At 72.5% G+C, this 24,282-nt stretch carries 21 protein-coding genes; 10 read left to right on the plus strand and 11 right to left on the minus strand.

Annotation, left to right across the window (positions count from 1 at the left end; all coding sequences use genetic code 11):
• Position 1: 1 nt before the first annotated feature.
• The 4 genes from ACFYTE_RS11155 to rsmI all read right to left on the minus strand — a co-directional run bounded on the left by ACFYTE_RS11155 (position 2) and on the right by rsmI (position 4,128).
• The gene (locus ACFYTE_RS11155; RefSeq protein WP_388707894.1) at positions 2-1,396 is read right to left on the minus strand and encodes a ubiquitin-like domain-containing protein; all 1,395 of its coding nucleotides are present in this window, start codon (positions 1,394-1,396) and stop codon (positions 2-4) included.
• 115 nt (positions 1,397-1,511) lie between these two features.
• Positions 1,512-2,420, minus strand: coding sequence for a TatD family hydrolase (locus tag ACFYTE_RS11160; RefSeq protein WP_388707897.1), 909 nt, complete (start codon positions 2,418-2,420; stop codon positions 1,512-1,514).
• A gap of 79 nt (positions 2,421-2,499) precedes the next feature.
• Positions 2,500-2,925 (minus strand): hypothetical protein, encoded by a 426-nt coding sequence (locus ACFYTE_RS11165; protein ID WP_388707900.1) that lies wholly within the window; start codon positions 2,923-2,925, stop codon positions 2,500-2,502.
• 354 nt (positions 2,926-3,279) lie between these two features.
• A complete protein-coding gene (gene rsmI, locus ACFYTE_RS11170) occupies positions 3,280-4,128 on the minus strand; it encodes a 16S rRNA (cytidine(1402)-2'-O)-methyltransferase (protein ID WP_388707903.1) in 849 nt (282 codons plus the stop codon).
• Between the two features lie 96 nt (positions 4,129-4,224).
• Between rsmI and ACFYTE_RS11175 the strand changes: the two genes are divergently transcribed.
• The 3 genes from ACFYTE_RS11175 (at position 4,225) to ACFYTE_RS11185 (ending at position 9,522) form a co-directional block, all read left to right on the plus strand.
• Positions 4,225-5,970 carry a dolichyl-phosphate-mannose--protein mannosyltransferase gene (locus ACFYTE_RS11175; protein ID WP_388707905.1) on the plus strand — a complete coding sequence of 582 codons (1,746 nt, stop codon included), beginning with the start codon at positions 4,225-4,227 and terminating at the stop codon, positions 5,968-5,970.
• 144 nt (positions 5,971-6,114) lie between these two features.
• Positions 6,115-7,740, plus strand: a complete 1,626-nt coding sequence (locus tag ACFYTE_RS11180; RefSeq protein WP_388707908.1) for a penicillin-binding transpeptidase domain-containing protein — start codon at positions 6,115-6,117, stop codon at positions 7,738-7,740.
• Positions 7,741-7,845: 105 nt separating this feature from the next.
• Positions 7,846-9,522: a penicillin-binding transpeptidase domain-containing protein gene (locus ACFYTE_RS11185; protein WP_388707911.1), complete on the plus strand. Its 1,677-nt coding sequence runs from the start codon at positions 7,846-7,848 to the stop codon at positions 9,520-9,522.
• Between the two features lie 40 nt (positions 9,523-9,562).
• Here the strand turns inward: ACFYTE_RS11185 and ACFYTE_RS11190 are convergent, their stop codons facing one another.
• On the minus strand, positions 9,563-9,967 hold the full coding sequence (locus ACFYTE_RS11190; RefSeq protein ID WP_388707914.1) for an SsgA family sporulation/cell division regulator: 405 nt from the start codon (positions 9,965-9,967) through the stop codon (positions 9,563-9,565).
• Between the two features lie 180 nt (positions 9,968-10,147).
• Between ACFYTE_RS11190 and ACFYTE_RS11195 the strand changes: the two genes are divergently transcribed.
• The 4 genes from ACFYTE_RS11195 to ACFYTE_RS11210 all read left to right on the plus strand — a co-directional run bounded on the left by ACFYTE_RS11195 (position 10,148) and on the right by ACFYTE_RS11210 (position 14,017).
• Entirely contained in the window at positions 10,148-11,194 is a 1,047-nt protein-coding gene (locus tag ACFYTE_RS11195) for an energy-coupling factor ABC transporter permease (protein ID WP_388707916.1), read from the plus strand.
• A gap of 1 nt (position 11,195) precedes the next feature.
• Positions 11,196-11,957, plus strand: a complete 762-nt coding sequence (cbiQ, locus tag ACFYTE_RS11200) for a cobalt ECF transporter T component CbiQ (RefSeq protein WP_388707919.1) — start codon at positions 11,196-11,198, stop codon at positions 11,955-11,957.
• Entirely contained in the window at positions 11,945-12,721 is a 777-nt protein-coding gene (locus ACFYTE_RS11205) for an energy-coupling factor ABC transporter ATP-binding protein (protein WP_388707922.1), read from the plus strand. Before cbiQ ends, ACFYTE_RS11205 begins: the two co-directional genes overlap by 13 nt.
• A 69-nt stretch (positions 12,722-12,790) precedes the next feature.
• Entirely contained in the window at positions 12,791-14,017 is a 1,227-nt protein-coding gene (locus tag ACFYTE_RS11210; RefSeq protein ID WP_388707925.1) for a serine hydrolase domain-containing protein, read from the plus strand.
• 484 nt (positions 14,018-14,501) lie between these two features.
• On the opposite strand, the gene ACFYTE_RS11215 is transcribed toward ACFYTE_RS11210, so the two are convergent.
• Together ACFYTE_RS11215 and ACFYTE_RS11220 are read right to left on the minus strand one after the other, a co-directional pair.
• Positions 14,502-14,777 carry a DUF1876 domain-containing protein gene (locus tag ACFYTE_RS11215; RefSeq protein ID WP_388707928.1) on the minus strand — a complete coding sequence of 92 codons (276 nt, stop codon included), beginning with the start codon at positions 14,775-14,777 and terminating at the stop codon, positions 14,502-14,504.
• Positions 14,778-14,845: 68 nt separating this feature from the next.
• The gene (locus ACFYTE_RS11220) at positions 14,846-15,742 is read right to left on the minus strand and encodes an NAD(P)-dependent oxidoreductase (protein WP_388707932.1); all 897 of its coding nucleotides are present in this window, start codon (positions 15,740-15,742) and stop codon (positions 14,846-14,848) included.
• A 102-nt stretch (positions 15,743-15,844) separates the two neighbouring features.
• On the opposite strand from ACFYTE_RS11220, the gene ACFYTE_RS11225 reads away from it, so the two are divergent.
• The gene (locus tag ACFYTE_RS11225) at positions 15,845-16,342 is read left to right on the plus strand and encodes a DUF2975 domain-containing protein (protein ID WP_388707935.1); all 498 of its coding nucleotides are present in this window, start codon (positions 15,845-15,847) and stop codon (positions 16,340-16,342) included.
• On the plus strand, positions 16,342-16,560 hold the full coding sequence (locus ACFYTE_RS11230) for a helix-turn-helix domain-containing protein (RefSeq protein WP_388707938.1): 219 nt from the start codon (positions 16,342-16,344) through the stop codon (positions 16,558-16,560). Before ACFYTE_RS11225 ends, ACFYTE_RS11230 begins: the two co-directional genes overlap by 1 nt.
• 37 nt (positions 16,561-16,597) lie before the next feature.
• Here ACFYTE_RS11230 and ACFYTE_RS11235 read toward each other — a convergent pair whose 3' ends face one another.
• The 3 genes from ACFYTE_RS11235 to ACFYTE_RS11245 all read right to left on the minus strand — a co-directional run bounded on the left by ACFYTE_RS11235 (position 16,598) and on the right by ACFYTE_RS11245 (position 20,285).
• Positions 16,598-17,122: a YbaK/EbsC family protein gene (locus ACFYTE_RS11235; RefSeq protein WP_388707941.1), complete on the minus strand. Its 525-nt coding sequence runs from the start codon at positions 17,120-17,122 to the stop codon at positions 16,598-16,600.
• A 174-nt stretch (positions 17,123-17,296) separates the two neighbouring features.
• Positions 17,297-19,519, minus strand: a complete 2,223-nt coding sequence (locus tag ACFYTE_RS11240; RefSeq protein WP_388707943.1) for an MMPL family transporter — start codon at positions 19,517-19,519, stop codon at positions 17,297-17,299.
• A gap of 124 nt (positions 19,520-19,643) precedes the next feature.
• Positions 19,644-20,285: a TetR/AcrR family transcriptional regulator gene (locus ACFYTE_RS11245; protein WP_388707946.1), complete on the minus strand. Its 642-nt coding sequence runs from the start codon at positions 20,283-20,285 to the stop codon at positions 19,644-19,646.
• Between the two features lie 154 nt (positions 20,286-20,439).
• Here ACFYTE_RS11245 and ACFYTE_RS11250 point away from each other — a divergent pair, with 154 nt between their 5' ends.
• Positions 20,440-23,811: a S41 family peptidase gene (locus ACFYTE_RS11250; RefSeq protein ID WP_388707949.1), complete on the plus strand. Its 3,372-nt coding sequence runs from the start codon at positions 20,440-20,442 to the stop codon at positions 23,809-23,811.
• Positions 23,812-24,003: 192 nt separating this feature from the next.
• Here ACFYTE_RS11250 and ACFYTE_RS11255 read toward each other — a convergent pair whose 3' ends face one another.
• A complete protein-coding gene (locus ACFYTE_RS11255) occupies positions 24,004-24,204 on the minus strand; it encodes a hypothetical protein (RefSeq protein ID WP_388707952.1) in 201 nt (66 codons plus the stop codon).
• Positions 24,205-24,282: the final 78 nt, after the last annotated feature.

Below are 24,282 nucleotides of genomic sequence, written 5' to 3' on the forward strand. Positions count from 1 at the left end.
CTCACCCGTACAGGCGTGACCCGCAGTGCGGCCAGGGGCTTGTGCCCCGGCGCACGTACAGCTTCTTGGCTCGGTACGTCTGCTCCGCCGACGAGGCGTCCTGCGGGCGACCCTTGCCGCCCAGGCTGCGCCAGGTGTGCGTGTCGAACTGGTAGAGGCCGCCGTAGGTGCCCGAGGGGTCCACCGCGGTGGGCCGCCCGCTGGACTCGCAGGCCGCGAGGGCCCGCCAGTTCAGTCCCTCGGCGCCCGCGACGGAGGGCGGCGGCGGCTTGATGCCCACCCGGACGAGCTGGGTGAGCGGCTCGCGGACCACCCGGGACTTTTCCCGGCGGGGCTTCTGCCGGACCCCGTTGACGGTCCGCAGGAGATAGGTCACGCGCCGCACGCCCGGCTGTCCGGCACGGTCGACCACCTCGATGCCCCGGAACAGCGCGGGGTCGTTGGTCCGGCGCACCTGGAACGGGATCGGCTCCTCGCGGACCTCCTTGGCGCCGGTCACCCGCAGCACGGTCACCGTCTGTCCGTCCCGCGGGAAGCTGCCGGACGGCACGGACGTGGTGTCCTGGCCGCGCAGGGTGATCCCGGCCTGCTCGACCGTCTCGCGGACGGTCGCCGCGTTGGTGCGGACGGTGTGGGCGCGGCCGTCCGCGATGACCGTCACCGCGCGTTCGGTGCGCACGTCGAGGGTGAGCCCGGCGCGGCCGATGGGCTGGGAGCGGGCGGCCGACAGATAGGCGCCCTCCGCGCGCACCCCGAGCTGTCCGAGCGCCTCCTCGACGGTACGCGCCGTCGTCCACGCCTGGCGCCGCTGGCCGTCGATCGTGAGCCGCAGGGGGCGCCCGTAGCGCACCGCGATCTCGTCGCCGCTGCTGAGCGCCGAACCGCGGGCGGGCGTGACCACATCGTGCGCCCCCACCGGCACGCCTTCCTCGGCGAGCAGTTCGGTCACATCGTCGGCGAAGGTGTGCAGGGTGCGCGATTTGCCGTCGACGCTCAGCTCGATCGCCTTGTCCTTGGCGACGAACGCGCTGGTGCCGCCCGCCAGGAAGGCGACGACCAGGGCCTGCGGCACCAGTCGGCGCATCGCGGGCTCCGAGCGCCGGGCGTAGCGCGCCCGGCGCCGGTGCGCGGCGCGCCGGTCCGAGCGGGGGCGTACAACGGGCTCGCGCAGGTCCGGCCCGGTCCCGCTCGGCGCCTGTCGGGGCAGCAGCGGCTGTTGGTGGGCGGGCCGGTGCGCCCCGCCGGTGACGGGCGTCTCCCACGTGCCGTACCCCGCCGCCGGGGCCGGGGCCGGGCCGGGGCCTTGGGGGTACGTCCCGTAGGACCCGTACATCCCATGCGTCCCGTACCCGTACGTCCCATGCGTCCCGTACGTCTCGTACTGCGGATTGCTCACACCGACACGCTCCAGAGGGCCAGAAGGGGTCCAAAAGGCCCCCAGAACCTAGCGGAGCGCCCGTCACTCTCCAAAACGACACAACTACCGACAGCGAGGAGAGGTCACGCGTCGGTCAGTAGGCGAAGGCGCGTGCCGTGTTCGCACCCAGGGCCGCCGCCAGGGTGTCCTCGTCGATGCCGCGCACGGCGGCCATCGCCCGCACCGTCACCGGAACCAGGTAGGGCGCGTTGGGCCGTCCGCGGTACGGCGCCGGAGTGAGGAACGGGGCGTCCGTCTCCACCAGGACCAGCTCCAACGGGGCGACGGCGAGCGCGTCACGCAGCTGGTGGGCGTTCTTGAAGGTGACGTTCCCGGCGAAGGACATGAAGTAGCCCTCGCGTGCGCACACGTCGGCCATCGCGGCGTCGCCCGAGTAGCAGTGGAAGACGGTGCGCTCGGGGGCGCCCTCCTCCTTGAGGACGCGCAGCACGTCGGCGTGCGCGTCACGGTCGTGGATGACCAGGGCCTTGCCGTGCCGCTTGGCGATCTCGATATGGGCACGGAAGGACCGCTCCTGGGCCGCCACGCCCTCGGGGCCGGTGCGGAAGTAGTCGAGCCCGGTCTCGCCGACGCCCTTCACCTGCGGCAGCCCGGCCAGCCGGTCGATCTCGGCGAGCGCCTCGTCCAGGGCGGCGTCGCCGCCCGCCTCCCGGGCGCCATGCCGGGACGACCCTCCCCCAGCCCCGGAGGGCTGGGAGGTGCCCCCAGGGTCGCCGTGCACGATGCGCGGGGCCTCGTTGGGGTGCAGGGCGACGGTCGCGTGCACAGCGTCGTACGCCGCGGCGGTCTCCGCGGCCCACTGGGAGCCCTTGATGTCGCAGCCGACCTGGACGACCGTCGTCACCCCCACCGACGCGGCCCTGGCAAGGCCCTCCTCGACCGTGCCGGACTGCATGTCGAGATGGGTGTGGGAGTCGGCGACCGGCACCCGGAGGGGTTCCGGGAGCGGCGGCGCCGCGTTCTTGTCGGCGTTCGAAGGCATGCCCCGATCCTACGAAAGAGGCATGCCGCCGCGGCCGGCCCGCCCTGCGCGGGCCCTGTGCCGGTCAGCCCTGCGCCGGTCAGCCCGCCTTGCGCTGGAACGGATGGAGGAGATCGGACAGGTGCCAGTGGTGGTGCGGGGGCTCCGGCTCCCGCTCGGCCGTCCGCGCCGCCGGCACCTCCGGTGCCTCGACCGGTCCGGCCGGGGGCGTGCGGTGCCGGTTGCCGTGCGCCGCGCCGAGCACCGACGAGACCTGCCCCGCCCGCATGATCCGCAGCACGCGGCCGTCGCAGTTCTGGCACACGGGCCGGCTCAGCGGCGACGGGACGACCCGCCCGTCCGTCACGTACATGACGAACTCGGCACCGTCGGCGTCCGTGTGGTGCTCTATCTCGTACGACTGCTCCCAGCCGTGCCCGCAGCGCATGCAGGCGAAGGAATACGACTCGTGAACGACGGCTGTCGCCGCCCCGCGGAGGCCGGTCTGCCCTGCGATCTCGCTCATGCCAGCTGCTCCTCTTGTCCGCCGGACCCTTCCACCAGTGGACGCCTCCGCCGACCCGAATGCACCGGCCCTGTCGAGTGTTGGACCCGATTTGGCCGTCCCTTGCCCCACCACCCCAACACCCAGCCCAGCCCTTTGCCTTGCCCACCGTCCCTTTACCCCCACATGGCGAACAACCCGCCCCGCAAGGGGCGCGGGGAACGGCGCGCCCAGCCCCACACAAACCCGCACCCCACAACCCACCCCAACCCCCACGGCGCCCCCTAGGGGCGCGGGGAACTGCGCAACCACCCCCACACAACCCGCACCCCGCAACGCCGCCCCCACCCCCACAACGCACCCCGCACCCCGGCCCTACCCAGCGGAGCGCTTCGCGGAGACGACCGCATCGAACACCACCCGCTTGGCCACCCCCGCCTCGACCGCCACCGCGGCGATCGCCTCCTTGCGCCGCTCCCCCGCCTCCTCGCGGACCCGGACCCGGCGCACGAGTTCATCGGCGTCGAGGTCCTCGGGACCGGGCTCGGGGGCGCCCTGGACGACGACGGTGATCTCGCCCCGTACCCCGTCCGCCGCCCACCGGGCCAGCTCGGCGAGCGGGCCGCGGCGCACCTCCTCGTACGTCTTGGTCAGCTCCCGGCAGACGGCGGCCCGCCGCTGCCCGCCGAACACCTCGGCCATCGCGGCGAGCGTGTCGTCCAGGCGGTGCGGCGCCTCGAAGTACACCAGCGTGCGCCGCTCCCCGGCGACCTCCCGCAGCCGGGACAGCCGCTCGCCCGCCTTGCGCGGCAGGAAACCCTCGAAGCAGAACCGGTCGACGGGCAGCCCGGACAGGGCGAGGGCGGTGAGCACGGCGGACGGCCCGGGGACCGCGGTGACCCGGATGTCCTGCTCGACGGCGGCGGCGACCAGCCGGTACCCGGGGTCGGAGACCGACGGCATCCCGGCGTCCGTCACCAGCAGCACCCGGGCGCCGCCCGACAGTTCGGCGATCAGTTCGGGCGTCCTGGCCGACTCGTTGCCCTCGAAGTAGGAGACCACGCGTCCCTTCGTGGTGACGCCGAGCGCCTGCGTCAGCCGGCGCAGCCGCCGGGTGTCCTCGGCGGCCACGACGTCCGCGGCCGCCAGTTCCGCCGCGAGCCGCGGCGGCGCGTCCGCGACGTCGCCGATGGGAGTGCCCGCCAAGACAAGGGTTCCAGTCACGCCCCCATCCTCCCAGGGGCGGACGGATGGGGGCGCATCCGGACCCGTAGCGCCCATGCGCGGGACTCACACAGAAGGGTTCCCTACGATGGCGCGGTGACCAGTACCGCGTCCTCCACGGACACCCGGCAGGACCAGGCCCCGCACGACCAGCGGCCGTCGTGGCTCCAGCGGCTGCGCCGCTTCGGCTATCCGGCGGGCCCGGCCACGGCCGGCGAAGTCCGCGACCGCCTGGTGCCGCCGTACGCCGAGCCCAGTCCGCGCCTCTGGCTCGTCCTGGGCGTGCCACCGGCCCTGGCCGAGCGGATCACCCGCTGGTCGGGCTGGCTCGGCCCGTTGCTGGTGACGCTGATGGCGGGCGCGATGCGGTTCTGGAACCTGGGCGGCCCGAAGGCGGTGATATTCGACGAGACGTACTACGCGAAGGACGCCTGGGCGCTCGTCCACCGCGGCTTCGAGGTCAACTGGGACAAGAACGCCAACGACCTGGTCCTGCAGTCGGGCGGGCATCTGACCATCCCCACGGACGCGGCGTACGTGGTGCATCCGCCGGTGGGCAAGTACGTCATCGGTCTGGGCGAGCTGATCTTCGGGTTCGACCCGTTCGGCTGGCGGTTCATGACGGCCCTGCTGGGGACGCTCAGCGTGCTGCTGCTGTGCCGCATCGGCCGCCGGATCTTCCGCTCGACCTTCCTCGGCTGTCTGGCGGGCGCGCTGATGGCGGTGGACGGCCTGCACTTCGTGATGAGCCGCACCTCGCTGCTCGACGGCGTGCTGATGTTCTTCGTGCTCGCGGCCTTCGGCTGTCTCGTCGTGGACCGGGACCGGTCGCGGGCGCGGCTCGCCGCCGCGCTGCCCGCCGACGCCGACGGCCGGATCCGCCCGGACGCGCACACCGCCGACACGTTCCGTCTGGGCTGGCGCCCCTGGCGCTGGGCGGCGGGCCTGATGCTCGGGCTGGCCTTCGGCACCAAGTGGAACGGCCTCTACATCCTCGCCGCGTTCTGTGTGCTGGCGCTGCTGTGGGACGTCGGCGCCCGCAAGGTGGCCGGGGCGCGGCACCCGTATGCGGCGGTGCTCAAGTACGACACGGGCATCACGTTCCTGGCCACGGTCCCGGTGGCGATCGCGGTGTACCTGGCCTCCTGGACCGGCTGGATCCTGTCTCCCGCCGACGGCTCGGGCGGCTACTTCCGCAACTGGGCGGCGACCGACGGCAAGGGCGGCCACTGGACGTTCCTGCCGGACTGGCTGCGCAGCCTGTGGCACTACGAGCACGAGGTGTACGAGTTCCACGTCGGCCTGTCGTCCCCGCACACCTACCAGTCCAACCCCTGGAGCTGGCTGGTGCTGGGCCGCCCGGTCTCGTACTTCTACGAGTCCCCCTCCCCCGGCGCGGACGGCTGCCCGGCCGACGCGGGCCAGAAGTGCGCCCGTGAGGTCCTGGCGCTCGGCACGCCGCTGCTGTGGTGGGCGGCCTGCTTCGCGATCCTGTACGTCCTGTGGCGCTGGCTGTTCCGCCGCGACTGGCGCGCGGGCGCCATCGCCTGCGGCATCGCCGCCGGCTATCTGCCCTGGTTCATGTACCAGGAGCGCACGATCTTCTTCTTCTACGCCATCGTCTTCGTGCCGTTCCTGTGCCTGGCGGTGGCGATGCTGATCGGCGCGCTCGTCGGCCCGCCGGGCTCCACCGACACCCGCCGGGTGATCGGCGCCACGGGCGCGGGCGTCCTGGTCCTCCTGATCGCCTGGAACTTCATCTACTTCTGGCCCCTGTACACCGGCACCGCGATCCCCATCGACAACTGGAGATCGAGGATGTGGCTGGACACCTGGGTCTGAGAGGGGCGAGCGCTCAGCCGCTCTCGGCGATACGGGACCGATCTCCGTTCGGACACCATCCGACAACATCCCTCACCTCCGCACCGCGGTGCCGCCTACAGTTCGGGAGACGGTCATGGGGGGCACGGGGAGGGGATCGGCAGTATGCGCAGGGGGGCCAAGGCCGCCATCGTGGGCGGTGCGTTCGCCGTGCTGGCGGCGGGGGCCGGGTACGGGACGTACAACATCGTGTCCGCCGTGCAGGGCGGCGGGGGGACGGGCGGCGGTCCCGCGGCCGTGCGGACCGGGCCGCCCACCGGCGCCGAAGTACGGGAGACCACGCGGAAGTTCTTCGCCGCCTGGGAGAAGGGCGAGGCGGCGACGGCGGCCTCGTACACGGACAACTCGACCGGCGCCGAGCCGCTGCTGACGGCGTACGCGCAGGACGCGCACATCACGCACGTGCGGATCACGCCCGGCACGGCGACCGGCCCCACCGTGCCCTTCACGGTCAGGGCGACGGTGTCGTACGACGGTAAGTCCGAACCGCTCGCCTACAAGAGCGAGATGACGATCGTGCGCGGCCGGACCACGCACCGCGCGCTGGTCGACTGGCGGCCCTCCGTCGTGCACCCCGAACTGCGGCCCGGCGACACGCTGGTGACCGGGGAGTCCGCGAGCCCGCCGGTCGAGGCGGTGGACCGCAACGGAAAGGTGCTGACGAAGGACGCCTACCCGTCCCTGGGCCCCATCCTGGACGAGCTGCGCGACAAGTACGGCGCGAAGGCGGGCGGCAGACCCGGGGTGGAGCTGGCGATCCGGCACGAGGCCGACGGCGCCGCCGACACCCCGCTGCTCACCCTCGCCGAGGGCCGGGCGGGCCGGCTGCGGACGACGCTGAGCGCGAACGCACAGGCCGCGGCCGAGACAGCGGTGCGGAAGTACCCGGAGTCCTCGGTGGTGGCGGTGCGGCCGAGCACGGGAGAGGTGCTGGCGGTCGCCAACCACCGCGAGGACGGCTTCAACGCGGCCTTCCTCGGCAAGCTGGCCCCCGGCTCCACCATGAAGATCATCAGCGCCGCCACGCTCATCGACAACGGGATCACCACGGCCGACGGTCCCGCGCCCTGCACGCCGGACGCGATGTGGGAGGGCCAGACCTTCCACAACCTGGACAGCCTGGCCCCGAACCAGAACGCGACGCTCTCCGAGAGCTTCGCCCGCTCCTGCAACACGGCGTTCATCAAGTACACCGACGATCTGAAGACCGACGCGCTCACCCAGGAGGCCGAGGACCGCTTCGGCCTCGGCCGGGACGACTGGCAGACCGGTGTCCCGTCCTTCGACGGCTCGGTGCCGGCCACCGGCGGCCCGGACATGGCGGCCGCCCTCATCGGACAGGGCCAGGTCCAGCTGAGCCCGCTGAACATGGCGTCGGTGACGGCGACCGCGATGACGGGCACCTTCAGGCAGCCGGTGATCGTGCCGCTCGGCCTCGACGGCCGCGAACCGGCCCGCGCGCGGGGGCTGCCCGCGGGCACGGTGCAGCAGTTGCGCTCGATGATGCACCGCACCGCGACCAGCGGCACCGCGGCCGGCGTGATGGCCGGTCTCGGCGGCGACATCGGCGCGAAGACCGGTTCCGCGGAGGTCGACGGACAGACCAGGTCCAACAGCTGGTTCACCGGGTACCGGGGCGACATCGCGGCGGCGGCGATGGCCCAGGACGCCGGCCACGGCAGCGACGCGGCCGGACCGATTGTCGCAGCCGTGCTGCGGACAGGTGGCTGAAGTCACCCGTACAGGACGGGACTCTAGGGTGGTGGCCGTCGTTGAGGAGCATGGGGGCAACGAGGGTGACGGGGACCCTGGGGAAATCGCGGAGGAACTGAGGCAGTGGGCAAGAGAAGGCGCGTCGCCGAGCGACGGAAGACCAGACCCGCCGTGCTCGGCGGGATGTGCGCCGTCGTCGTCATCGGCGCCGGGGTCGCCGTCTACGCGCTCTACGACGGCGGCGCGGCGGCCGAGGACCGGACGCAGTCGACGTCGGCGACGGCGGACGGCAAGGCGGTGAAGACCGGCCCGTTGACCGCGGCCGAGGTGCGGACCGCCGCCACGGCCTTCCTGACGGCGTGGCAGCAGGGCGATGTCGCGCGGGCCGCCACCGCCACGGACGACGCGAGCGCCGCCACCGCGCTGCTCACCGGCTACACCAAGGACGCCCACCTCAAGGACGTCCAGGTCACCCCCGGCACCGGCACCGGTGCCGAGGTCCCGTTCTCCGTGCGGGCCACGGTGTCCTACAAGGGCGTGAGCAAGCCGCTGGCGTACGACAGCGCGCTCACGGTGGTGCGCGCCGCGTCCGACGGCGAGCCGGTGGTCGGCTGGCACGCCGCCGTGCTGCACCCCGATCTGAAGGACGGCGACACGCTGGTCACCGGCGAGTCCGGCACACCGCCGGTGACGGCGCTGGACCGCAACGGCGGGAAGCTGACCACGGCGGCGTACCCGTCCCTCGGCACGGTGCTGGACGGGCTGCGCGAGAAGTACGGCAAGGTGGCGGGCGGCAAGGCGGGCGTCGAACTGCGAGTGGTCCGCGGCAAGGAGTCGAAGAAGGCGAAGCTGTCCGACAAGACGCTGCTGGAGCTGAGCAAGGGCACGCCGGGCACGGTACGGACGACGCTGAGCGCGAGCCTGCAGGCCGCGGCCGAGCGGCAGGTCGCCGCGTCGCAGCGCGCCTCGGTCGTGGTGCTGCGGCCCTCGACCGGTGAGGTTCTCGCGGTGGCCAACACCAGCCGCGGCTTCAACACGGCCCTCCAGGGCTCGCTGGCCCCCGGCTCCACGATGAAGGTCATCACATCGTCGCTGCTCATCGAGAAGGGCCTGGCCGCCGCGGACAAGTCCCACCCCTGCCCCAAGACGTTCACGTACGGCGGCTGGAAGTTCCACAACGACGACGACTTCGAGATCAAGGGCGGCACCTTCAAGGCGAGCTTCGCGCGCTCCTGCAACACGGCCTTCATCAGCCAGGCGGGCAAGCTGGACAACGACGACCTGACGCAGCAGGCCCAGCAGGTGTTCGGCCTGTCCAGGAACGACTGGGCGATCGGCGTGCCGACCTTCGACGGCTCGGTGCCGGTGCAGTCGGCGGCGCAGATGGCGGCCTCGCTGATCGGCCAGGGCGGGGTGCGCATGAACCCGCTCAACATGGCGTCCGTGGCCGCGACGGTGAAGGCGGGCGTCTTCCGCCAGCCGTACCTGGTCTCCCCGTCGGTCGACCACCGCAAGCTGGCCACCACGTCCCGCACGATGTCCGCGGGCACCCTGTCCCAGCTGCGCGAGCTGATGCAGTACACCGCGGCGTACGGCACGGCGGCGCAGGCGATGTCCGGTCTCGGCCCCGACTACGGTGCGAAGACGGGATCGGCGGAGGTCGACGGGCAGAAGAAGCCGAACGGCTGGTTCACGGCGTACCGCGGGGACCTGGCCGCCGCGGGCGTGGTCCAGGCGGGCGGGCACGGCGGTGACACGGCGGGGCCGATCGTGGCGGCGCTGCTGCGGGCGGGCGGCTGAGGCGGCGTCGAGGACGAACCCGGGGCGCGATGCCCAGCGCTCAGCGTTCTGTGCTCAGCGTTCTGTGCTCTGTGCTGAGTGCTCTGTGCGGCACTGGTTCGGTGGCCATGTAGGTGCGTCGCAGGAACCGGAGCAGGGCCTTCGACTCGAACTGCACCACGGAGACCCCGTGCGCGGAGTGGAACTCCACGACGGCCTGGACGCGGCCGCAGGGCCACACCCGGACGTCTCCGCTCTCGGCGGGCGCCCGCAGCCCCTGTTCGAGCAGCGCGCGTGCGAACGTCCACTCATGGGGTCCGGGCAGCGGTTCGGGCAGGCCGACACGCACCGACCGCGGATCCGCCTCGGGGTCGTAGCGCAGGATGACAGGGACGGCGGGGGCGTCCTCGCGGATGTCCTCGTCCGTGACGATGTGGGCTCGTGCGTACTGCTCGACTACGGACATCAGAGAGCCCCTAACCAGGCGTTACCGATAGAAATCCTGTGTATTCACATGTACCCACCTCCTCCCCAATGTCGCATATTTCCAAGAATGCGCTCATTGGGAGCGAGTCGATCTCACCTGTGCAATAAACGACAATCTCGCTCTTGCAAGACGTTCGCAACAAGCGCCTAGAATCGGCGTGTGCATGTACCTGACGGATTCATCGACGCGCCCACCTCCGCCGTCACCGGCGTGGTCGCCGCAGGCGCCATCGCCGTGAGCCTGCGCGGCGCGCACCGTGAGCTTGGGGGAGAAAGGACCGCGCCGCTGGCCGGGCTCGTGGCCGCGTTCATCTTCGCGGTGCAGATGCTGAACTTCCCGGTCGCCGCCGGGACCAGCGGCCATCTGCTCGGTGGCGCACTCGCCGCGATACTCGTCGGCCCCTACACAGGAGTGCTCTGCGTCTCCGTCGTCCTGCTGATGCAGGGCATCCTGTTCGCCGACGGCGGTCTGACCGCGCTCGGCGTGAACATCACCGACATGGCGCTCGTGACCACCGTGGTGTCGTACGCCGTCTTCCGGGGCCTGCTCGCGGTGCTGCCGGACGGCCGGCGCTCGGTCACCGTCGCCTCCTTCGTCGCCGCGCTGGTGTCGGTGCCGGCCGCCGCCTGCGCCTTCACCCTGATCTACGCGATCGGCGGCACCACCGACGTGGCCCTCGGCAAGGTCGCCACCGCGATGATCGGCGTCCATGTGCTGATCGGGATCGGCGAGGCCGTGATCACCGCGCTCACGGTCAGCGCCGTCATCGCCGTACGGCCGGACCTCGTGCACGGGGCCCGGGGCCTGGGGCAGAAGCTGAAGCTGCGGGTGAACGGCGAACTGGTCGACGCCCCGGCCGCCCCGGTCCCGGCCGCCGCCCGGACCTCACGCCGCACCCTGTGGATCAGCGGTCTCGTCGCCTCGCTCGTGCTCGCCGGGTTCGTCAGCTTCTACGCCTCCGCCAACCCCGACGGCCTGGAGAAGATCGCCCACGACCACGGCATCGACAAGAAGACCGAGGAGCACACGTCGTCCGACTCACCGCTCGCCGACTACGGCGTCAAGGACATCTCCGACGCCCGGCTCTCCGGCGGCCTCGCCGGTGTGATCGGCGTCGGCGTCACCGCCGTCGCGGGCAGCGCGGTCTTCTGGACGGTGCGCAGGCGCCGCAGCCGGGACGTCTCCCCCGCGGGCACGGACGTCTGACATGGGCGCCGGGCACACCCATCGGCTGTACCGGCACGGGCACTCGCCCGTGCACGCGCTGCCGCCGCACACCAAGCTCGCCGCCGCCTTCGCCTTCGTCGTCGTCGTGGTCTCCACCCCGCGCGAGGCCATGTGGGCGTTCGGGCTGTACGCCGTGCTGCTCGCGACGGTGGCCCACCGCGCCCGGATCCCGGCCGGTTTCCTGCTCAAACGCCTGCTGATCGAGGTGCCGTTCGTCGCGTTCGCGGTGCTCATGCCGTTCGTGGCGGAGGGCGAGCGGGTGGACGTCCTCGGTCTGTCGCTGAGCGTGCACGGCCTGTGGGGCGCCTGGAACGTGCTCGCCAAGGGCACCCTGGGCGTCGCCACCTCGGTGCTGCTGGCCGCCACCACCGAACTGCGCGAACTGCTGCTCGGGCTCCAGCGGCTGAAGCTGCCGCCCCTGCTGGTCCAGATCGCATCGTTCATGATCCGCTACGGCGACGTCATCACCGACGAGATGCGCCGCATGCGGATCGCCCGCGCCTCACGCGGCTTCGAGGCGCGGGGCGTGCGCCACTGGGGCGTGCTCGCCAAGTCCGCCGGCGCGCTGTTCATCCGCTCCTACGAACGCGGCGAACGCGTCCACCTGGCCATGGTGAGCCGCGGCTACGCCGGTTCGATGCCGATCATCGACGAGGTGACCGCGTCCCGGGCCCAGTGGTCGTACGCCCTCACCCTCCCGTTCGCCGCGCTCGTCGTCTGTCTGCTGGGATGGACCCTGTGACCACTGACTCGATCCCCGCGTCCCTGGAGGTCTCCGGCCTCGCCTTCGCCTACCCCGACGGCCACCAGGCCCTGTTCGGCGTGGACTTCGGCATCGGCCGCGGCGAACGGGTCGCGCTGCTCGGCCCGAACGGCGCCGGCAAGACCACCCTCGTGCTGCACCTCAACGGCATCCTGAGCGGCGGGGCCGGGACGGTGACCGTGGCCGGACTCCCGGTCGGCAGCGAGCACATGGCCGAGATCCGGCAGAAGGTCGGCATCGTCTTCCAGGACCCCGACGACCAGCTGTTCATGCCGACCGTGCGGGAAGACGTGGCATTCGGCCCCGCGGCGGCCGGACTGAAGGGCGCCGCGCTCCAGGAGCGGGTGCGCACGTCCCTGGAACGGGTGGGCATGCAGGACTTCGCCGACCGGCCCCCGCACCATCTCTCGTTCGGCCAGCGGCGCCGGGTCGCCGTCGCCACCGTGCTGGCGATGGAGCCGGAGATCCTGGTCCTCGACGAGCCCTCCTCCAACCTCGACCCGGCCTCCCGCAGGGAACTCGCCGACATCCTGCGCGCGCTGGACGTCACCGTCCTGATGGTCACCCACGACCTGCCGTACGCGCTGGAGCTGTGCCCGCGCTCCCTGATCCTGAGCGACGGCGTGATCGCCGCGGACGGTCCGACCGGCGACCTCCTCTCCGACGACGCGCTGATGCGCGCCCACCGCCTGGAGCTGCCCTTCGGCTTCGACCCCCGTTCGGTGACGACGGCCGGGCGGTGACCCCGGAATCGCAGGCCGACCGCGGGTGTTGCACCCACAGCCGAAGGTGAGCCGAAGGGATGTGCGGGCGTGGACGTGAACGGCACAGTGGCCGAGGGCTTCGAACCGGTCAGGGAGGCGTTCCTGCGCAACTTCGAGCACCTGGGCGAGCGGGGCGCGGCGGTCGCCGTGTACCGGGACGGGCACCGGGTCGTCGACCTGTGGGGCGGCACCAAGGACCTGAACGGGACGACCGGGGCGACCGGGACGACCGGGCCGACCGGGACGCCTCCCTGGGAACACGGCACCGCACAGATCGTGCGCTCGGCCACGAAGGGCGTCGCCGCGGCCGTCCTGCTCCTGCTGCACCAGCGCGGAGAGCTGGACCTGGAGGCGCCGGTGGGCGCGTACTGGCCGGAGTTCAAGGCCGCGGGCAAGGAGCGCACGCTGGTGTGGCACCTGCTCGCGCACCGCGCCGGCGTCCCGGTGCTGGACCGCCCGCTCACCCCCGCACAGGCGGCCGACCCCGAGATGGGCGCGGCGGCCGTCGCGGCACAGGCACCCGTGTGGGAACCGGGCACGGACCACGGCTACCACGCGCAGACATACAGCTGGCTCACCGGGGAGCTGGCACGGCGGATCACCGGCCGGCCCATCGGCGACTGGCTCGCCGACGAGATCGCCGGGCCGACCGGCGCGGACCTGTGGCTCGGGCTGCCGGACGCGCAGGCCGCGCGCGTGGGCCGGGTCGGACCCGTCGAAGCCCCCGAAGCGGCGGGCGGGCTGCGGACCCGGCCCAAGCGGTCCGTCGCCGAGGCGTACGCCGACCCGGGCTCCCTGACCCGCCGCGCCTTCGCCGCGATCACTCCGCTGCCCGACGAGAACGACCCCGGCTACCGCGCCGCCGCCCTGCCCGCCTCCAACGGCATCGCCACCGCGGACGGCCTGGCCCGGTTCTACGCGGCGCTGATCGGCGAGGTGGACGGCGGCCGGCGGCTGTTCACCCCGCGCACCATGGAACTGGCCCGCGGCGAACGGTCCGTAGGGCCCGACCGCGTGCTGGTCGTTGGCACTCGCTTCGGACTCGGCTACATGCTGCACGGCACGGCCTCGCCGCTGCTGTCCCCCGCCTCCTTCGGGCACCCCGGCCGCGGTGGCGCCCTCGGCTTCGCCGACCCGGAGTCGGGCATCGCCTTCGGCTATGTGACGAACGGCTTCCGGCAGAGCGTGACGGCGGACCCACGCGCGCAGGCACTGATCCGAGCGCTTGCGGCTCTCGCCGGGGAGTTGGCAGCTCCGTCAGCGGGGCTCGGCTAGTTTCCCTGCGGGGCCCTGCGGGGCCCTGACGGCCTTCGTCTGCGGCGCCGTCGTGGCTTGTCGCGCAGTTCCCCGCGCCCCTTGCGGGGCACCTGCCGGCCCTCGTCCGCGGCGCCGTCGTGGCCGGGCGCGCAGTTCCTCGCGCCCCTTCGGGGCCGCACTGCCGGCCCTCGGCTGCGGCGCCGTCGTGGCTTGTCGCGCAGTTCCCCGCGCCCCTTGCGGGGCACCTGCCAGCCCTCGTCCGCGGCACCGTCGTAGCCGGGCGCGCCCACGCGGCGGAGCCGCAAATCAACACAGCCCCGCGCCCCCCTGCGGGGCCCTGACAGCCCTCGTCCGCGGCACCGTCGCGGCCCGTCGCGCAGTTCCCCGCGCCCCTTACGGGGCACCTGCCAGCCCTCGTCCGCGGCACCGTCGTAGCCGGGCGCGCCCACGCGGCGGAGCCGCAAATCAACACAGCCCCGCGCCCCTTACGGGGCGTTGCTGTTCAGACGTTGATGGGGTGGGACGTGTGGCCGGAGGCTGTGTCTATTTCGTTGTGGGCCTTGGTCAGTAGTTGCATCGCCAGTTCGTTGAGGGCGCGGGCGCCCGCTATTTCCTCGCCGACCCGCGGCTGATTGGTGTCGGTGCGGTGCCGGCTCGCCTGGCCGTGCGCCCGCACCTCCGTGCCGTCGGGCAGGCGCACCAGGGCGGCCGCCCGCGTGTGCTGTTCGTCCTCCTGGAACTCCATCTCGACGTGCCATCCCACTGCGTTGTGCATCATGAGGACCACCTCCGGAACCATTGATTCCAGGGTGCGCCCGCCCCGCCGCGACGTCACGCCGGACCGCGTCAGGACCGCGTCTTCGGCTCGCCCTCGAAGCTCGCGAAGTACGCGGCGGCCATGTCCTCGTCGCCGTGCCCCTGCGCGGCGGCCCGTGCGAGGCGTTCGGCGGTGGCGGCGGCGACGTCCAGGCGTACATGACCACGCTCCCCCGCCCGGACGATCAGCCGCGCGTCCTTCTCGGCCGTGGTCACCGCGAACTGCGCCGGCGTCAGCTGCCCGTCGAGGATCATCCCGGCCTTGGCCCGCAGGTACCCCATGTCGAGCGGTCCCTCGGCGATCAGGTCGAAGAAACTGTGCGGGTCGACGCCGAGCGCCTGGGCGAGGGCGACGACCTCCCCGCCGGCCGCGGTGACCGCGAGGACCCAGCTGTTGGCGACGAGCTTGAGCCGGGTCGCGCCGGCCTCGGCCCCGTCGTCGCCGGTCCACATGGTCCGTACGCCGATCGCGTCGAAGACGGGCGCGACCGTCGCGCGGTGCTCCTCGGGGCCGGCGGCCAGCACGGTGAGCTGCCCGGACTCGGCGGGCTGCCGGGTGCCAAGGACGGGGGCGTCGTAGAAGACGAGGCCGTGCTCGCGGGCGAACGCGGCGAGTTCGGCGACGGAGTCGAGGCCGGCCGTGGTCGACTGCGCCCAGACGGCGCCGGAGCGCAGCGCGGGTGCCGCCTCGCGCATGACCTCCAGGACCGTGTCGCCGTCGTACAGCATGGTCAGCACGACGTCGGCCCCGTGCACCGCCTCGGCCGGGTCGTCGGCGATGTGCACCCCCTCGGAGGCCAGCGGCTGGGCCTTGTCCCGGGTGCGGTTCCAGGCGCGGACGGCGTGTCCGGCGCGGGCGATGTTGCGGGCCATCGCGGCGCCCATGATGCCCGTGCCCAGGACGCTCACGGTGAGCTTGTCGGTCATACGTGCTCCTGTTCTGGAATGTCCTGCTGGCGGATTCCCGCTCCGGTGCGACCCACACAGGAGCCGATTGATCGTCGATCGATACCGATCGACAATCGACATATGCATCGTCTCTTCATAGACGTCCTCCGGGCCGGTATCGCCGCGGCGATCTTAGGCGGCCTCTTCGCCCAGATCGTGGTCATCCCGACGACGGCGGCCGACGAGGTCGACCGGTTCCCGCCGTACGCCCCGTTCGCAGCCCCCTATGTGACGGTGGCGATCGCCGGCGTCGCCTGCGTCCAGGTCGCGCTGGTCGCCGTGTGGCGCCTGCTCGCCATGGTCCGGCGCGGTGCGATCTTCACCCCGCCGGCCTTCCGCTGGGTCGACGTCATCATCGGTGCCTCGGTCGTGGCGACGCTGCTGGCGGCCGGGGTCACCGGACATCTGGCGCTGGCCTCCGTCCCCTCCCCGGACGACGGCATGGAGGTGATCGGCGCCCTGGGCGCCGCCACGGCGTGCGTCGGCGTCGGAACGGCGTTCGCCATGCTCGTCGTGATCATGCGGAGCCTGCTGCGCAGGGCGACGGACCTGCAGACCGAGATCGCCGAGGTGATCTGATGGCCATCATCGTGGACCTCGACGTGCAGCTCGCCAGGCGCAAGCTGTCGGTGGGCGAGTTCGCCGCCGCCGTCGGGATCACGCCCGCCAACATCGCCGTACTGAAGAACGGACGCGCGAAGGCGGTGCGGTTCACGACGCTCGACGCGATCTGCCGCACCCTCGGCTGCCAGCCGGGCGACGTGCTGCGCTGGGTGCCCGACGAGCCGCCGGACTGACGCTCGCCGTCCCTACGGTCCGGCGCCGCCGCGGCGGTCAGGAGGTGCGCTCGCGCACGTCCACCAGGGTGCCGCCGGCATGCGCGATCAGCGTCTTCGGGGCCATCGGGAACACGGTGTGCGGGGTGCCTGCGGCGGCCCACACGAGGTCGTGGCCGAGCAGCGAGCGATCGGCGAGCACCCGGGTCCGGGTCCGGTGCCCGAAGGGCGGCACGCCGCCGATGGTGTACCCGGTGGTCTCCCGTACGACCTCGGCCTTGGCCCGGGTGACGGTTTCGGCGCCCAGCTCCGCCCGGACCCGCTCGACGTCCACCCGGGACGCGCCGTCCATGAGCACCAGCACGGGCACCCGGTCCACAGCGAAGATCAGCGACTTGCAGATCTGGCTCAGCTCGCAGCCGATCGCGGCGGCGGCCTCGGCCGCGGTGCGGGTCGCGTCCGGGAAGCGCCGGATGCGCGAGTGCAGGTCATTGAGGCCCAGCTCGGCCAGGGCGGCGGCGAACCGGGGGTGGGCTCCGGAGCCCTCGGCGTCGGCGGCGGCTGTCGGCGTCAGTGGGGGCATGGGTGCACCGTAGCGGGAGGGGCGGCGGCGGGCGAACGCATTCGGGGCTGCCTCCCGCGTGGTTCGGGTGTCGCCCGTGACGTTCGGGGGGCGCCCGTGACACAAGGAGGCCGGTGAGGGCAGCCCCGTCCCCACGGTCCCTCACCGGCCGGTTCCTGTGTCAGGCGGTGCGCGTCAGGCGCGCACCAGCTCCCGGTCCTCGTCCCGGGGCCGGTCCTCGTCCCGGGCGCGCAGGCCCTCGCCCTCGACGTCCACGTTGGGCAGGAGGCGGTCCAGCCAGCCGGGCAGCCACCAGGCCCGCCTGCCGAGCAGGGCGAGCACCGCCGGCACGATCGCCATGCGCACGATGAAGGCGTCGAAGAGCACGGCGACCGCGAGACCGAAGCCGATCATCTTCACCATCGACTCGCTGGAGCCGATGAAGCCGGCGAAGACCGCGATCATGATCACGGCCGCGGCCGAGACGACCCGGGCGCCGTGCCGGAAGCCGGTCACCACGGCCTGGCTCGGCTTCTCCCCGTGGACGTACGCCTCCCGCATCCGGGTCACCAGGAACACCTCGTAGTCCATGGCGAGGCCGAAGACCACACCGACCATGAAGATCGGCATCATCGACATGACCGGACCGGTCTCCTCGACGCCCATCAGGCCGGACAGCCAGCCCCACTGGAAGACGGCGACGACGGCGCCCAGGGCGGCCAGCACGCTCAGCAGGAAGCCGAGGGCCGCCTTCAGCGGCACGAGGACGGAGCGGAAGACCACAATCAGCAGCAGGAACGCGAGGCCGACGACGAGGGCCAGATAGGGCAGCAGCGCGTCGTTCAGCTTCTGCGAGACGTCGATGTTCATCGCCGTCGAACCGGTGACCAGCACCGTGGCGTCGGTGCTCCGGGTGATGTCGGCGCCGGTGTCCCGGATCGCGTGCACCAGGTCCTCGGTGCTGGTGGAGGACGGCTTGGAGTCCGGGATCACGGTGATGGTCGCGGTGTCACCGGCCTTGTTGGGCGCGGGCGGGGTCACCGTGACGACGTTCTCAAGGCCCTTGATCCGGTCGCCGACCTCGGTGAAGGCGGCCTTCGGGCGGTCGCTGTCGCGGGCGTCGACGACGACCATCAGCGGGCCGTTGAAGCCGGGTCCGAAGCCCTCGGAGAGCAGGTCGTAGGCGCGGCGCTGGGTGGTGGACGTCGGCTGGGAGCCGTCGTCGGGCAGGCCCAGCTCCAGGGAACCGGCCGGGACGGCCGCGGCGCCGAGGCCGACGATGCCCAGCAGCAGGACGGCGACCGGGCGGCGCACGACGAAGCTCGCCCAGCGGGTGCCCAGGTTCGGCCGGTCGGCCTTGTGCGGCTGCTCGGCCTTGCGCCGGCCGCCGAGCAGCTTGCTCTTCTCACCGGCCGGCTTGACCCTGCGGCCCGCGTAGCCGAGCAGCGCCGGGATCATGGTGAGGGCGATCAGGACCGCGACGGCGACGGTGCCGGCGGCCGCGATGCCCATCTTCGTCAGCATCGGGATGTTGACCACGGACAGGCCGACCAGGGCGATCACCACGGTGAGGCCCGCGAAGACCACCGCCGAGCCCGCGGTGCCGACGGCCCGGCCGACGGCCTCCTCACGCTCGCGGCCCTCGGCGAGTTCGGCGCGGTAGCGGGAGACGATGAACAGCGCGTAGTCGATACCGACGGCGAGGCCGATCATCATCGCAAGGATGGAGGTGGTCGAGCCCAGGTCGAGGACGCTGGCCAGCGCGGTGATGGTGGAGACGCCGATGCCCACGCCGATGAGCGCGGTCAGCAGCGGAAGCCCGGCCGCCAGCAGGGAGCCGAAGGTGATGACGAGGACGACCGCGGCGACCGCGATGCCGATGACCTCGCTGGATCCGGTCTCCGGTGTCGCGCTGAGCGCGTCACCGCCGATCTCGACGGTCAGCCCGGCGTCCCGCGCGTCCTCGGCGGCCCGGTTGAGGGCGTCGCGCGAGGAGTCCTCCAGCTCCATGCCGGAGACCTTGTACTTCACGGACGCGTAGGCGATCGTGCCGTCCTTGCTGACCGCCTTGCCGGTGTACGGGTCGGCGACGGAGGCGACCTCGGAGCCGTCTCCCAGCTCCTTCACCGTCTTCTCGACGGTCGCCTTGTTGTCCTTGTCCGTCATCTTCTCGCCGTTCGGCGCCTTGAAGACGACGCGGGCGGTCGCGCCGTCGGCGCTCATGCCGGGGAAGCGCTGTTCCAGCAGGTCGAAGGCCTTCTGCGCCTCCGTGCCGGGGATGGAGAAGGAGGTGTTGCCGGCCGCGGGCGCGCTGGCCGCGCCGACGCCCGCCAGGGTCAGCAGCGCCACCCAGATCAGGGCGACGAAGTGCCGTCGCCTGAAGGCGAGCCGGCCCAGTTTGTAGAGGAACGTGGCCACGAGGGCGTACTCCCGGTCAGTCGTGGGGTGTTTCAGGGCAGGGGTGATCGACCCGTGGGGCAGGGCTGATCGGCCCGACGACGTGAGCGGTGGCGTCAGGTGGGGCTGGGGAGGTGCGAGGTGGTCAGTCGGTGGACACGCCGAGGGCGGGGAGGACCACGGCGTCGATGTACGACCTGAGGAATGCCTGGGTCGGTGGCTGGTCTTCGAGCAGCGCCCGGGTGACGAAGCCGCCGACCATCATGTGCACCAGGAAGTCCAGCGCCGGACAGTCCGCGCGGACCTCGCCGCGGCCGACGGCTCGCTGCAGCACCTTCCGGAACCCGTTCATCTCGGGATCCACGAGCTGGTTGCGGAACGCCTCGCGCAGGTCCGGGTTGTTGTGCATGGCCATGGCGACGCCGCGCATCAGGGCGGAGTTCCGCTCGATCACGCAGTCGTCCTCGGCCGCCACCAGGGCGTGCAGATCGCCCCGCAGCGATCCGGTGTCGATCTCCTCGATGCTGCCCGGCTTGCTGTGCCGGATGGCCTTCACGACCAGCTCGGCCTTGCCGCCCCACTGGCGGTAGAGGGTGGCCTTGCTGGACCGGGTGCGGGCGGCCACGGCGTCCATGGTGAGGGCGTCGTACCCGACTTCACGAAGCAGGTCGAGCACGGCCTCGTACAACTCGGCCTCACGCTCGGGAGTGATCCGACTGCGACGCCCCGGTGCGAGCACCGGCTCCACCGGAGCGGCTGACGCCGCGCCCCTGGATGCCCCAGTCATGTCTCTCGCCTCCTGCTTCGAACGACACGGTTTCGTACGAGACGAATGTAGCGCACCCCACCATCGAAACGAAACGGTTTCGTACGTGCGCTGGGTCACGTCCGTCAGTTCCACATAAGTTGCCTGTGCGCAGGCGGCGGAAAAGCATGGGGAGGTGAGCTATCTGCGCCTGCCGCACCTCAGCGGCGACCTGCTGTGCTTCGTGGCCGAGGACGATCTGTGGCTGGCCCCCCTCGACGCCCCCGGCCGCGCCTGGCGGCTCACCGTCGACCGCACCAAGACCGGCCACCCGCGCTTCTCCCCCGACGGCCGCCGGATCGCCTACACGACCTGGCACAGCCTGGTACCCGAGATCCACCTGGCCGATGTCGACGGCGGCCCTGGGCGGCAGCTGACGTACTGGGGCAGCTCCGACACCCGGGTGTGCGGCTGGACGCCGCCCGGCCCGGACGGCGCGTCCGACATCCTCGCCGTCGCCTCCCACGGCCAGCCCTTCTCCTACTTCACCTGGGCCCACAAGGTCTCCACCGACGGCGACCCGGGCCGCACACTCCCCTGGGGCCCGGTCAGCGACATCCAGGTCGCCGACATCGCCGACGAGCGCAGGACCCTGCTGCTGACCGGCACCCCACCGCACGAACCGGCCGACTGGAAGCGGTACCGGGGCGGCGCCATGGGCCGGCTGTGGCTGCACGGACGGCGGCTGCTCGCCGACCTCGGCGGCCACCTGGACTCCCCGATGTTCGTGGCCGGCCGGATCGCCTTCCTCTCCGACCACGAGGGCGTCGGCAACCTCTACTCGTGCGCGTACGACGGCTCCGACCTGCGCCGCCACTCCGACCACGACGCCTTCTACGCCCGGCACGCCACCGGTGACGGGACGCGGGTGGTGTACCAGTGCGGGGGCGATCTGTGGCTCGTCGACGACCTGTCGCCGCACGCCGTGCCGCGCCGGCTCGACGTGCGGCTGTCCGGCCCGCGGGCCGGCCGCCGCCGCTACCAGGTGCCGGCCGCGCAGCACGTGGACGGCGTCTCGGTCGACGAGACGGGACGGGCCAGCGCCGTCGTCGTGCGCGGCAGCCTGTACTGGCTCACCCACCGCGACGGCCCGGCCCGCACCCTCGCGGACACCCCGGGTGTCCGGGTCCGGCTGCCGGCGATGCTGGGCTCGACCGGGCAGATCGCCTACGTCACGGACGCCGAGGGCGAGGACCGGATCGAGATCGCCCGACTGCCGAGGGCCAGCGGCGACCAGGCACCGCGCCGGCTGGCCCCCGAAGGGCTGGGCCGGGTCCTGGAACTGGTCTCGGACCCCTCGGGCGAACGGCTCGCCGTCGCCGCGCACGACGGACGCCTGCTCCTCATCGACACCACCGAAGTCGCCGGGGACACCGGTGAATTGGGGGACGCCGGAGGTGTTGGGGGCGCCGGGGGCGGGTCGTGGGTGGGGGGCGGGGGAGGTGGGGTCATCGAGCTGATCCGGTCCCTCAATGGCCCGGTGAAGGACCTGGCGTTCGCCCCGGACGGGACCTGGCTGACCTGGTCGCACCCGGGCATCGGACGCTCACTGCGGCAGATCAAGATGGCCCGCGTCCCCGGAACCGGCCACGCGGACCGGCTGATCGTCGACGTCACCGACGGCCGCTTCGAAGACGAGAGCCCGGTGTTCACCCGGGACGGCCGCTACCTGGCGTTCCTGTCCTGGCGCGGCTTCGACCCGGTGTACGACGTGCACACCGGTGACCTGTCCTTCCCGCTCGGCTGCCGCCCCTACCTGGTGCCGCTGTCGTCCGCCACCCCCTCCCCGTTCGCGCTGGACCCGGAGGGACGCCCGGCGGCCGGCGGCCTGGACCCCGCCGAGGACGGGCCCGGCGACGGCACCGCGGTGACCGTCGAGGTCGAGGGACTGGAGAGCCGGGTCACCCCGTTCCCGGTGACCGCGTCCAAGTACTCGGCGCTGCACCCGGTGACGGGCGGCGGCCTGGTCTGGCTGCGCTGGCCGATCTCGGGCGCGCTGGGCGAGACCTTCGTCAACCCGGCCGACATCAGCGGGCGCCCGACCCTGGAGCACTTCAACATCACCAAGGCGAAGCGGTCCGAACTCGTCGGTCACCTGGACTGGTTCACGGTCAGCGGCGACGGCACCCGGCTGGTCGTGGTCGACGAGGGCGAGCTGCGCGCCGTCCCGTCCACCGAGCCCGGCGACGCCGACACGACGGTCTGGATCGATCTGCGCCGCATCCTGCACGAGGTCGACCCGCCCGCCGAGTGGCGCCAGTCCTTCGAGGAGGCGGGCCGGCTCATCCGGGCCTACTTCTGGGACCCGGGGATGTGCGGCATCGACTGGGACGCGGTCCTCGACCAGTACCGGCCGCTGGTCGAACGCGTCGCCTCCCCGGACGACTTCGCGGACCTGCTGCGCGAGGTGCTGGGCGAGCTGGGCACCTCCCACGCCTATGTCACCCCGGCCCGCCGCAACGAGGGCCCGCCCCACTACCAGCGCTACCAGGGCCTGCTCGGCGCCAACTTCGTCTGCCGGGACGGGCACTGGACGGTCAAGCGGATCCTGCCCGGCGACTCCTCCGACTCCCGGGCGCGCTCGCCGCTGGCCGGCACCGGCATCCGGGAGGGCGCCGTGCTCACGCATGTGGACGGGCGGCCGGTGGACCCGGTGGCGGGCCCGTACCCGCTGCTGGCGGGTGCCGGCGGCACGACCGTGGAGCTGACCTTCGCCCGCTGCCCCGCCGGGGACGAACTGACCGGCCTCGCCGGCCCCGTGGCGGGCCCGGGTGACCGGTCGCGGCGGGTGGCCGTCGTCCCGCTGATCGACGAACGACCGCTGCGCTACCAGGACTGGGTGGCCAAACGCCGCGACGTGGTACGGGAGTTGAGCGGCGGCCGGTGCGGCTATCTGCACATCCCCGACATGGGCGGCTCCGGCTGGGCCCAGTTCAACCGCGATGTGCGCATGGAGGTGTCCCGGCCCGCGCTCCTGGTGGACGTGCGCGGCAACGCGGGCGGGCACATCAGCGAACTCGTCGTCGAGAAACTGACCCGGACGATCCTCGGCTGGGACCTGACCCGCGACGCCCAGCCGGTGTCGTACGCGTCGAACGCGCCGCGCGGCCCGATCGTGGCGCTCGCCGACGAGGCGACCTCCTCCGACGGCGACATGATCACGGCCGCCATCCGGCTGCTGAAGCTGGGCCCGGTGGTCGGGCAGCGCACCTGGGGCGGCGTGGTCGGCATCACCGGGCGGCACCGGCTGGGCGACGGCACGATGATCACGGTGCCGATGAACGCGGCCTGGTTCGACGCGTACGGCTGGTCCGTGGAGAACCACGGCGTCGCCCCGGACGTGGAGGCCCTGCGCACCCCCCTGGACTGGGCCGAGGGCCGCCATGTCGAGATGGACGAGGCGATCCGGCTGGCCATGGACCTGCTGGCCACCTGGCCCGTGGCGACCCCACCCGACCACAGCGAAATCCCCAACCGCTCCCGCCCACCCCTCCCACCCCGCCCATAACCACTCTCCCCTCACCCGCGGTTGAGCCCCCATGCCGACCCCGGACAGCTGCCGCCCAGCCACAAGCAGGCCGCACGGCCGGAGTTGAGCCCCACGTCGGCCGCGAGAAGTCCCCGGCCGAGGCGGGGCGGGGTAGGCGGAGGGGCGCCCCGCGTCCGGGGCGCCCCTTGTGGCCGATGGCCGACCGTGGCGTCAGGCGTCGTAGTCCTGGTCCATGCGGTCGTGCATCTCACGCTCGGTGTCCTGCGTGTCCCGCGGGTTCTGGCGGCCACGCTCGGACTGCGGCTTGCCGGACTTCTGCTGACCGCGCTGGCCGGCCTTCTCGCGCGTGTTCTGCTCGGCCTGGTCCCGCATGTTCTTGGCCTTGTCCTGGAACTGGTCCTTGATACCCATGTGGGTTCACTCCCGTGAGGGTGAGGGGTGTTGGGGCCCTCAGTGGGCCCCGACCAGATTCACACGGCCGGACACGGA

This window comes from Streptomyces sp. NPDC004629 (genome assembly GCF_042873595.1).
Taxonomy (GTDB): domain Bacteria; phylum Actinomycetota; class Actinomycetes; order Streptomycetales; family Streptomycetaceae; genus Streptomyces.